Origin of the sequence: uncultured Marixanthomonas sp. (assembly GCF_963974425.1) — a bacterium.
In the GTDB taxonomy this organism is placed as follows: domain Bacteria; phylum Bacteroidota; class Bacteroidia; order Flavobacteriales; family Flavobacteriaceae; genus Marixanthomonas.
This window is the reverse complement of sequence record NZ_CAXBCK010000033.1, coordinates 32,388-43,773: the sequence shown is the minus strand read 5'-3', so window position 1 is coordinate 43,773 and position 11,386 is coordinate 32,388. Positions and strand designations below refer to the sequence as shown.

8 protein-coding genes are annotated in these 11,386 nt (G+C 34.9%); 6 read left to right on the top strand and 2 right to left on the bottom strand.

Features of this window, described 5'->3' with window-relative positions; genetic code table 11:
* Positions 1–926 (top strand): AarF/UbiB family protein (locus tag AACZ92_RS10795; protein WP_339701007.1); only part of this gene is annotated, 926 nt, incomplete at its 5' end.
* A 182-nt stretch (positions 927–1,108) separates the two neighbouring features.
* Here AACZ92_RS10795 and AACZ92_RS10790 read toward each other — a convergent pair.
* Positions 1,109–3,565 (bottom strand): prolyl oligopeptidase family serine peptidase, encoded by a 2,457-nt coding sequence (locus AACZ92_RS10790; protein ID WP_339701004.1) that lies wholly within the window; start codon positions 3,563–3,565, stop codon positions 1,109–1,111.
* A 144-nt stretch (positions 3,566–3,709) separates the two neighbouring features.
* Between AACZ92_RS10790 and AACZ92_RS10785 the strand changes: the two genes are divergently transcribed.
* Together AACZ92_RS10785 and AACZ92_RS10780 are read left to right on the top strand one after the other, a co-directional pair.
* Positions 3,710–4,717 (top strand): beta-ketoacyl-ACP synthase III, encoded by a 1,008-nt coding sequence (locus AACZ92_RS10785; protein ID WP_339701002.1) that lies wholly within the window; start codon positions 3,710–3,712, stop codon positions 4,715–4,717.
* Between the two features lie 401 nt (positions 4,718–5,118).
* Complete coding sequence (locus AACZ92_RS10780) at positions 5,119–5,478, top strand: CoA-binding protein (protein ID WP_339700999.1); 360 nt, start codon at positions 5,119–5,121, stop codon at positions 5,476–5,478.
* On the opposite strand, the gene AACZ92_RS10775 is transcribed toward AACZ92_RS10780, so the two are convergent.
* Positions 5,449–6,912, bottom strand: coding sequence for a sodium:solute symporter (locus AACZ92_RS10775; protein ID WP_339700997.1), 1,464 nt, complete (start codon positions 6,910–6,912; stop codon positions 5,449–5,451). The two genes, AACZ92_RS10780 and AACZ92_RS10775, sit on opposite strands and share 30 nt — an antisense overlap.
* A 128-nt stretch (positions 6,913–7,040) precedes the next feature.
* On the opposite strand from AACZ92_RS10775, the gene AACZ92_RS10770 reads away from it, so the two are divergent.
* From AACZ92_RS10770 to AACZ92_RS10760, 3 genes are all read left to right on the top strand, one after another.
* Positions 7,041–9,518 (top strand): T9SS type A sorting domain-containing protein, encoded by a 2,478-nt coding sequence (locus tag AACZ92_RS10770; protein WP_339700995.1) that lies wholly within the window; start codon positions 7,041–7,043, stop codon positions 9,516–9,518.
* Positions 9,519–9,589: 71 nt separating this feature from the next.
* Positions 9,590–10,210 carry a recombination mediator RecR gene (gene recR, locus AACZ92_RS10765; RefSeq protein ID WP_339700993.1) on the top strand — a complete coding sequence of 207 codons (621 nt, stop codon included), beginning with the start codon at positions 9,590–9,592 and terminating at the stop codon, positions 10,208–10,210.
* A gap of 3 nt (positions 10,211–10,213) precedes the next feature.
* The gene (locus AACZ92_RS10760) at positions 10,214–11,335 is read left to right on the top strand and encodes a glycosyltransferase family 2 protein (protein WP_339700991.1); all 1,122 of its coding nucleotides are present in this window, start codon (positions 10,214–10,216) and stop codon (positions 11,333–11,335) included.
* Positions 11,336–11,386: the final 51 nt, after the last annotated feature.

Here is an 11,386-nt window from a genome sequence, read left to right as displayed (position 1 = left end):
CTGCAGCTAGCATTGGTCAAGTGCATAAGGCTACGAAAGATGGTAAAGACCTTGCCGTAAAAATTCAGTATCCTGGTGTGGCAGACAGTATAAGTAGTGATTTGGCCTTGGTAAAACCTTTTGCTATTAAAATGTTCAATTTAAAGGGAAAGGACTCAGAGAAATATTTTCAGGAAATTGAAGGGAAACTTCTAGAGGAAACCGATTACAACTTAGAAATTGCTCAAAGCAAAACTACAACTGAAGCGTGTTCAGAAATTGCTAATTTAAAATTTCCGAAGTATTACGAAGCACTTTCAACAGATCGCATCATCACGATGGATTGGATGACAGGGAAACATCTTTCAGAATTTACTAAAGTCAACACAGATAAAGAAAAGGCAAATAAAATTGGTCAGGCATTGTGGGATTTTTATATGTTTCAAATGCACGAATTGAAGAGTGTACATGCCGATCCGCATCCTGGAAACTTTTTGGTTGATAAAGACTCTAACTTAGTTGCAATTGATTTCGGTTGCATTAAAAAAGTGCCTGAGGAATTTTACACGCCTTATTTTGAACTAGCAAAACCTGAAAACATTAATAACCCAGATGTTTTTATGGAAAAGATGTACGAGCTTGAAATTTTACGAAGCGATGATTCTCCAGAAGAAGTAAAGTTTTTTTCTGAATTATTTCACGAAATGCTGAGCTTGTTTACGAAGCCTTTTCATGGTGAAACGTTTGATTTTTCAGATGAAGTATTCTTCGGAAAAATAGCCGACTTAAGTGATAAGTATTCAAAAGATACAGACTTGCGTAAAATGAATGGTAATAGAGGGTCTAAGCATTTTCTTTATATAAATAGAACCTTTTTTGGTTTATATAATTTACTTAATGATTTAGGAGCTTCAGTGTCAATAAATAACTACAGGAAATATATTTAATAAAACATTAACTTTCTGTTGAAGTTAAATTATGTTTTATTAAACATTTATACTGTATCTTTAAATTATATAATTGGAAAACTGCTATGAAAAAGAAAAGTTGCCGATTATTTATTGGTTAGGTTGTTTAAAAAAGGGTGCATTCTTTGCACCCTTTTCTATTTAATATTTGGAGAAGAGACTTATTTCCCTTCAGCTTTCTTTTTCATAGAATCATCAGATTTCTCTTTGTTTTTAACATACGTGTCTAACCATGTGTCTTGTTCCCATAACAAATGTAAGATGCTTTCTTTAGCACGATATCCGTGACTTTCTTTTGGTAACATAACCAAACGAGCAGTCGCTCCTAACCCTTTTAAGGCATTAAAATAACGCTCACTTTGCAGTGGGTAGGTACCTGAATTATTATCAGCCTGTCCGTGGATTAGTAGCAACGGTGTTTTCATTTTTTCCGCGTGCATAAAAGGAGACATGGTGTAATAGGTTTCTGGGGAATCCCAGTAGCTGCGTTCTTCACTTTGAAATCCGAATGGTGTTAAGGTACGGTTATAGGCTCCACTTCTGGCAATTCCGGCAGCAAATAAATCACTATGACTTAGTAAATTAGCAACCATAAAAGCACCATAACTGTGACCGCCCACTGCAACACGATTTCTATCAATATAACCCATATCATCCACAGCATCAATAGCTGCTTTTGCATTATCGACCAACTGAGTTCTAAATGTATCATTAGGCTCTTCATCGCCTTCACCAACAATAGGGAAAGCAGCATCGTCTAAAACAACGTAACCTTGCGTTACCCAATAAATAGGGCTTCCCCAAAACGGATAGATAAATTCGTTCGGGTTGGTGGTATTTTGCGAAGCACTGCTCTTATCTTTAAACTCTCGGGGATAAGCCCAAAGAATCATCGGCTTTTTTTCTTTTGCATCCATATCGTAACCAACTGGAAGATATAGTGTTCCTTCCAACTCTAAACCATCATCACGTTTATATGTAATTACTTCTTTATGTACGTTTTGTAAACTTTTAAAAGGATTCTCAAAACTAGTTACAGGCGTTAAATCTTCCTTTTTATTAATATTTCTGAAATAATAATTAGGATATTCATTCTGCGACTCTATTCTAACTAAAATCTTTCCTTTTTTCATATCAATCGCATTATACAAATCCTCTTTTTTGTCCGTATAGCTTGATTGATAAATACGTTTTGTCTTCTGCGTTTTTAAATTGAATTCATCTACAAAAGGAAATTGCCCTTTTTCAGAATATCCATCACCCATTAAATATGCTGTTTGATTATTGAGGTCTAATACAGAACGGTTGAATTTATTCTGGGTGGTTACAAAATCACCTGGATCGCTATATCGATCTTGATAACTTCTATCTGAAATAATAACAGGTTTTTGTCCTAAATCAGAAGGATTAAATAAATAGGTTTTGGTGTTTCGGTTATTCCACCAATAATCGTACGCTATGGCATTTTTATCATCACCCCAAGTAATCCCTGAAAATCTATTTTTAGTTTTTAAAATTTCTTGGCCTTTACCTGTGAAAGGTGCTTCAACTTGATACACAACATCTCTAAAATCAACTTCATTTTCTGGATCTCCTTCGTCTAAAGCTTCTACCCAGTATAAAGTAGCAGGCTGGTCATTTCGCCAGCTAAAGTTTCGTTTACCCGTACGCGTAGCCATAAATCCTTTAGGACGTACTTCATCTAATGGTACTTTGTTTATTACTGTAATTACTTCTCCGTTGGTATCATACACAGTTTCATTGTATGGAAAACGGTAGTAAGGCACTAAATAAGAAAACGGTTTTTTTACTTCTGAAACTAACAGATAGTCTCCATTAGGAGAAAAACTAATACTTCGGTACATTGCAGTTGGAAGAAACGATGCGATTTCTCCATCCATAGAAACCTTCTTAATTTCTGAAAGTGCTAATTGCTCAAAATTAGCTTCGTCATTTGGGTTCTTTAATAAATCTTGATAGGTACGGTTTTGTGCTTTTTCTCCATCACTAACTGAAATGGTTGGACCTGTTGGTACAGCTTCAGCAGTGTTGATTAACTCTTTTCTATTTTCTGGAAGCATTTTTACCAATAAACTAGAGCTATCTTTGAACCAATTTAGTACATCGCCCATATTGGCGTTAACGGTTGCATTAGTTAACTTTTTTGCTGATCCTTTATCAATATCTAACACCCAGGCTTCTACACCTTCTTGAGTTGTGTGTAAAAAAGCAATCATTTTTTGATTGGGAGACCAGCTAAAATTTGATAACCGGGCATTTTCAGGAAGACCAGAAACTGATATCGTTTCTTTATCAGTCGCATTTTTTACTTCTATATTATTATAATAGTTGGTACGGCTACCAATATTAGTTTTCGGGTTAATTCGCAACCCTCCTAAACGCATTTCGGTTTCAGAAAGCTCGTTGATAGATTTATAAGAGTCTCTATATAGAAGGACAACATTTTCACCTTTATCATCAACAATTACCGAAGGAGCAGGTGGTGCCTCTACTAAATTAAGAATGCTTTTAGGTGGTTTTTGATAGTTTTTGTCTACTTGAGCATAAAAAGTAGAAGAAATGAGTAGAAAAATAAGTAATGCAGTAAGTTTTTTCATAAGATTTAAATTTTTTTAAAAGATACTTAAAAAATATAACGGGAAGCCATTCAATTTGCTATGCATGCATACTATAAGAAGCGTATTTATTTCCCTCACATTGCTTGAATATGTATCTTGCCTTTTCGTTTATACTATAACTATATGTACACTTCAAAAATAACAGGGCTTGGTCATTATGTGCCCGAAAATGTTGTTACCAATGACGACCTTTCAAAATTGATGGACACCAATGACGCATGGATACAAGAGCGTACCGGAATAAAAGAGCGAAGGCACATTAAAAAGGGAGATGGAAATTCTACTTCGATAATGGGCGTTAAAGCTGCTACCATTGCTTTAGAAGAAGCCAATTTAACACCAGACGATGTAGATATGATTGTCTTTGCAACGTTGAGCCCCGATATGTATTTTCCGGGCGGTGGTGTGGAAGTTCAAGAAATGATGAATATGCGAACCATTCCGGCACTTGATGTACGTAACCAATGTAGTGGTTTTGTCTACGCTATGTCGGTAGCCGATCAATTTGTAAAAACCGGGATGTACAAAAACATCCTAGTTATAGGAAGTGAAAATCATAGTGGCGGACTCGATTTTACCACACGGGGTCGAAGTGTTTCGGTAATCTTTGGCGATGGAGCAGGAGCTGCAGTTGTTACTAGAAGTGAAACTAATGAAGGTGGAATTCTATCAACTCATTTACATAGTGAGGGGAAGCATAAAGATGAATTAGCTTTACAAGGCCCAAGTACTGAATATTGGGTCCCTGAAATTATTGCGAAAAATCCGCAAGAAGATATTCCATATTACCCATATATGAATGGTCAATTTGTGTTTAAACATGCGATTGTCCGTTTTACAGAAGTGATTCACGAAGGTCTTGAGGCAAATGGCCTATCGGTTGATGATATTGATATGTTGATTCCGCACCAAGCAAACTTGCGTATTTCTCAATTTATTCAGCAGAAATTAAAATTGAGTGATGACCAAGTGTTTAATAATATTCAAAAATATGGAAATACGACGGCAGCCTCTATTCCTATAGCACTTTCTGAAGCTCATAAAGCTGGGAAGATTAAAAAAGGCGACCTTGTAGTATTAGCTGCTTTTGGTAGTGGTTTCACTTGGGGGAGTGTGATTATAAGGTGGTAATTTTTTTTGAAAATTTATAGAAAAACAAAAAGCCTTCCAGAGACATGGAAGGCTTTTCTAGCTTAACAAAAATCAATTTCTTTGAATTTATTTCAAAATAAATGATTCAGAGAGTTTAACAGACTCTCACACTAATGACTATTTTAAAGACGGAACGTTTCATTTTAAAATCTATTTTAACATATAAATAACAAACCCGAAGCAAATTGCTTCGGGTTTATAACTTTGTTGCTATTATTAACACTAACCATCAACGTAAAAATTTTCACAACAAAGTCAGAAATATTTCTACTCAATAGACGAGGTCATTTCCGAATTGTTACACGAATATTTCTTTTTAACATACATTTAGCGAAAGTTGAAGTAAACCGATTGTATATTTTATTCAGAAAAAGAAAACTATGAAAAAAACACTTGTATTAGGCGCTAGTTTAAAGCCTTCACGATATTCAAACCTTGCCATAAACCGATTGGTAGATAATAATCATCCAGTAGAAGCAGTGGGTTTAAGAGAAGGGGAAGTGGCAGGAATAGAAATAACCACTGAAAAAGAAAACTTTGAAAACATTGACACCGTTACCTTATATTTAAATGCAAAACGGCAAGTTGAATATTACGACTATATCGTTTCCTTGAAACCAAACCGTGTAATCTTCAACCCAGGAACTGAAAACCCCGAGTTTTATAAAATATTGAAAAATAATAATATTGAGGTTGATATTGCTTGCACTCTAGTCCTTTTGGCGTCTAATCAATATTAAACCTAAAAAGGTTAATCCGCCGTTCACTATTAGTAATTCATAATTAAAGTGATAACCGCCTATGTATTCTGGAGGAATGCTTCCTATAATGAATGTGAGGGCAACAGATATAATTGAAACTAACCAAACCCATTTGTCTTTAATTTGGATTTTTGTAAATATTCCAAAAGCAAAGAGTCCTAGCAGTGGTCCGTAGGTATAACTTGCTGCTTTTAATAATAGATCGATTACGCTACTATCTAAAAGATATTTGAATGCAATGATTACGATAACCAATAAAACACTTACCCCTACGTGAACTTTTTTTCGAATGCTTTTTTGATGTTTTACCTCTTTTCGTTCAATGCCTAAAAAGTCAATACAAAAACTGGTTGTTAATGAGGTAAGTGCGCTATCTGCACTAGAATAGGCAGCGGCAATTAAACCTAAAATAAAAATGATGCTAAGGCCTAATCCCATACCACCATTTAATGCAATTTCTGGGAATAACAGGTCTGTTTTTTCCTTACCGTCTAGCATAGGAACACTTATTCCGTTTTGCTCAGCATATACAAAAAGTAGGGCTCCTAAAAAGAGGAATAATAAATTTACAGGAATAAAAACTAAACTATAGGATAATACATTTTTCTGTGCATCTTTCAAACTTTTACAGGTTAGGTTTTTTTGCATCATATCTTGATCCAATCCTGTCATACAGATTGTAATGAACATACCGCCAAAAAATGATTTCCAGAAATAATCTTTATCCAGAAAACTATCCATAAAGAATGTTTTGGTGTAAGGAGCAATCTCGGGAGCTGCAAAGAGTTCGGTAAAGGTCCAGTTTAATTCATCTTTAACAAAATAAATGGCTACAACTACAGAGCCTAACATAAAGAGGGTTTGTAGGGTGTCGGTCCAAACTATAGTTTTAATTCCGCCACGGGCGGTATAAATCCAAATTAGCAGTATTGATAGTATTACAGTAACAAAGAAAGGAACATTCCATGCTTCAAAAACAAAATATTGTAATACGGTAGCTACTAAAAACAATCTAAATGAAGCTCCTAAAACACGGGAAACAAAGAAGAAAAAGGCTCCTGTTTTATAACTAACATTTCCGAAGCGATTGTTTAAATATTGATAAATGGAAGTTACATTCATTCTATAATAAATGGGCAGTAATATGAATGTAATTACAAAGTAGCCCACTAAATAACCCAGCACTACTTGCATGTAGCTAAATTGCGAATCTTTCACCCAACCAGGAACCGAGATAAAAGTGACTCCAGAGAGTGATGCGCCAACCATTCCGAATGCAACAATGTACCACGGTGATTTTCCTTCTGCTTTAAAAAAAGCATCATTGCTATCATTTTTTCCTGTGAAATATGAAATAAGCATTAAAACCCCAAAATATCCACCAATTAATAAAAGAATGTGTAATGGCTGCATAAAGTTATTGACTTAAAATAAGAATGATTCAAAAATACAAAGTTTAACGAGGTTGAAAACTTTATTTTTGAGTATATTTAGGCACTTTTAAAAAAAAAGAATTTTTTATCATTTAACTTATTGAACCTATGCGTCTTAAAATTTTACTCTTTGCTGTTTTTGCGTTTGTAGCAAACACTTCTTTTTCTCAGGAATATTTAAAAATGATTGATGCCGGTACTTATAAAGTACAGGTTGTTATCGATAGTGCCGAAGCCTATTTTGCGGGCAAGGATAAAGGTAGAGGAAGTGGTTACAAACAATTTAAGCGTTGGGAATACAATGCTTTGCGTCTTCAGAATGAAAGTGGGTATCTAACTTCAGCTACTGAAAATATAAAAGAGCTAGAACGCCATAATGCTTATTTAAATAGTACCGCAGCTTCTAGAGAGGTTTTAGATGATAATTGGACTGAATTGGGACCAACAAGCTGGAGTGCAACTTCTGGATGGAACCCAGGGGTAGGACGTGTCACTTCTATATCGGTTGATCAAGCAGATAATAGTCATATTATTGTAGGTGCTAATACTGGTGGAGTGTGGAAAACTACTAACGGCGGTCAGGACTGGACTCCTTTAAGTGATTATTTTACAAACTTGAGTGTGTATGCAATAGCAATCGATCCTGCAGATTCTGACACCTATTTTTTTGGGTCAACTAGCGGTATGATTTTTAAATCTACCGATGCTGGAGCTACTTGGAATCTTTTAGTAGATTTAAGTAACTCTTCGGTGAATAAGATATTGATACATCCTACAGATAGTGATATCATTTTTGCATCTTCACAGAACGCGGGAATATATAGAACAACCGATGGAGGTGCTAATTGGATACAAGTAACTTCAGATTCATTTGGTTATGATGTTGAATTTAAGCCAGGTGACCCTTCTGTTGTTTATGCAACTGGTTCAGGATTTCATAAATCTACTGATGGAGGGGCGACATTTACTGAATTAGGAGGTTTTAATAATGGAGCAAAAATGATGGGGGTTTCTGCAGATGACCCTTCAATTATTTATATAGCAGAAGAATCTAATGGCGGTTTTGAGGCATTATATACTTCTACAGATTCGGGTGATAGTTTTGTAAAAAGCCATGAAGGTGAACGAGTATATTTTACTTACAACCAAACTGATTATGGACAAGCTCCAAGAGATATGGATATTGCTGTAAACCCTTCTAATGCAGATGAAATACATTTAGCAGGAATTTTAACGTGGCGATCTACAGATGGAGGTGTTACTTTTGAAAACACTTCAGAATGGCAACCTGGACTTGCAGCAAGCCAAAATATAGGATACTCACATCCCGATATAGATATTATGGAATATATAGGGACGACCCTTTATCTAGGTACCGATGGAGGACTTTATAAGGCTGAAAATCCAGGAGGTGTACTTAGCGCTAACTTTTTTACTGATCTTTCTGAAGGATTGGGAATTCGTCAGTTTTATAAGATTGGAATTTCACAAACTCAAGATGTGGTTGTAACAGGAGGAGCTCAAGATAATGGATCGTCTGTTTATACAGAGGCAGCAGGATGGAAAGATTGGTTAGGTGCCGATGGTATGGAGGGGTTTGTCGACTTTGATAACCCTAATAGATTATACGGAACTACACAGCAAGGTAACCTTTATAGAAGTGAAAACGGAGGTAATTCATATGTGAATATTCCAGAACCTGGAACGGGTAATTGGGTTACACCATTTGAGCAAGATCCAACAGTGCCGGCAACATTATACTCCGGTTATAGCCGCGTTTATAAATCTACCAATAGAGGAAATTCATGGTCTTCTATTTCACAAAGTTTTGGTGCCAATTTAGATAATTTAAAAATTGCTCCCTCTAACAACCAAATAATCTATGTGAGCAGATCAGGGCTTATGTATAAAACTATAGATGGTGGAGCAACTAATTGGGAGCAATTAACAAACCCTGGAGGTCAAGTTAATTACATAGCTATACATCCAACAAATCCTGATAAAGTAGCAATAGCGACTACAAGCAGTTCTAAAGTGTTTGTTTCTGAAGATGGAGGTGAAACTTGGGAAAGTTACTTAAATAACCTTCCTAATTTTAGTGCTCTTTCTGTAGTTTGGGATGATAACGGTGCCGACGGATTATATTTAGGAATGAATTACGGTATTTATTATATCGATAACGGCCTTACTGAATGGCAACCTTATAGTAACAACATTCCAAACGTTCAGGTTAATGAGTTAGAGATTAACAATGAAACCGATATGCTTTATGCAGCTACATACGGGAGAGGTCTTTGGGCATCTCCAGTTGAGGTTCCAACTTTGAGTGTTGACGATAAAGTTTCTGAAGAAAACGTAAGTGTGTATCCTAATCCAGTAAATGATGAGTTGAATATTAAGCTTTCACAAAACTTGGAAGCTGATATTCGTATTTTTGATACATTAGGAAAGCTTGTTGTTTATCAACCAAATGTAAATATTTCAGGAAATTATTCAGTAGGTGTTTCTAACTTAAATAATGGTGTTTATTTTGTTAGAATTAACACCGAAGCAGGTACTGTAACCAAGAAATTTATTAAAAATTAAATAGTAATATAATCTTTAATAATGCTTCAGGAATGTTATATTTCTGAAGCATTTTTTTATCTTACACCCTCATGGATTTTTCTTCAAAATTATTGGAAAACGCAGTAAACGAAGTGTCTCAACTTCCAGGAATTGGAAAACGGACTGCGCTTCGGTTAATGTTACATTTATTGAGACAACCTGAAAACCAAACCAAGCAACTTTCAGAAAGCTTATTGAAAATGAGGGAAGAAATTAATTTCTGTTCCAATTGTCATAATATTTCAGATAGTAAATTATGCGAAATTTGCTCAAACCCAAATCGAGTAGAGGAAATTGTTTGTGTGGTAGAAGACATTCGTGATGTGATGGCGATAGAAAATACAAGTCAGTATAAAGGGCAATATCATGTTTTAGGTGGAAAAATATCTCCCATGGACGGTATTGGTCCTGGGGAGTTGAACATAAACTCCTTGGTCGAAAAAGTAAAAAACGGAAAAATAAAAGAACTTATTTTCGCTTTAAGCTCTACAATGGAAGGTGATACCACCAATTTTTATATCTTTAAACAAATTGAGCCTTATAAAATAACAACCACAACGATTGCACGTGGTATTTCGGTAGGAGACGAATTGGAGTATGCAGATGAAGTTACCTTAGGCCGCAGTATTGTAAATCGTATTCCGTTTGAAACGTCTTTAAAAAATCAATAAAGTTTGAAGCTTTCTGTAGTAATCCTCAACTATAACGTGCGCTATTTTTTGCATCAGTGCATAATAAGTGTCCAGCGCGCCACTAAAAATATTGAAGCAGAAATTATTGTAATAGACAACGCATCTCCCGATGACAGTTGTAAAATGGTAAAAGAATTTTTCCCTGAAATCACACTAATAGAAAATAAAGACAATGTAGGTTTCAGTAAAGCAAACAATCAAGCCGTAAAAGTCGCGAAAGGAGAATATGTGTGCATATTAAATCCAGATACTGCTGTCGCTGAAGGTGCTTTCGAAAAATGTATAGGAATTTTAGAATCTTCTAAAAAAATAGGCGGCATAGGTGTTTATTTACTAGATGGGACGGGTAATTTTCTTCCAGAAAGTAAACGAAATATTCCCACACCATTTATTTCATTGTTAAAAATATTAGGGTTTACCAAAAAATATTATGCAAGTAAGCTTTCAGAAGAAGCTAGTGGTTCTGTTTCTGTGCTGGTGGGGGCTTTTATGTTTTTAGAACGAAATGTATATAATCAGGTTGGTGGTTTTGATGAAGACTATTTTATGTACGGAGAAGATATAGACCTTTCCTATAAAATTGAACAGGCAGGCTATAAAAATCACTATATTGGGTCAACAGAAACACTTCATTATAAAGGAGAAAGTACACAAAAAGATGCTGCATATTTAGATCGATTTTATGGGGCAATGGAAATATTTTATAAAAAACATTTCAACTCAAACCAATTGTTGAATGCTTCTGTAAAGCTTGGAGTTTCTTTGGCTAAAAAAATAAAAGGATCATCTTCTGAAGAAAGAAAAAAACTAGCTCCTATAAGTCAAGAAGCAATTGTATTGACAGAAAACCTACAGTTGCTAAAAGTTCTTTCAGAAAAAATAGAAATTCCCTTAACATCATCTTCCAAAGCAATTTTTCAGGATACAGAATTAACAAACACATTGTTTATTTTCGATGTTGACTATATGCCATACCATCAAATATTTATGGTGATGAAGAAATTCAAAAATAAAAACAACCAATTTAGAATTCGTCCATCGGGCTGTAATTTTATTATTGGCAGCGATAAAAGCGACGAAAAAGGCAGTGTTCTTGTATTTTAAGGTTTTTGAAACATAAAACGATTAAAATTTGATTAATTTTGCACCGTTAAT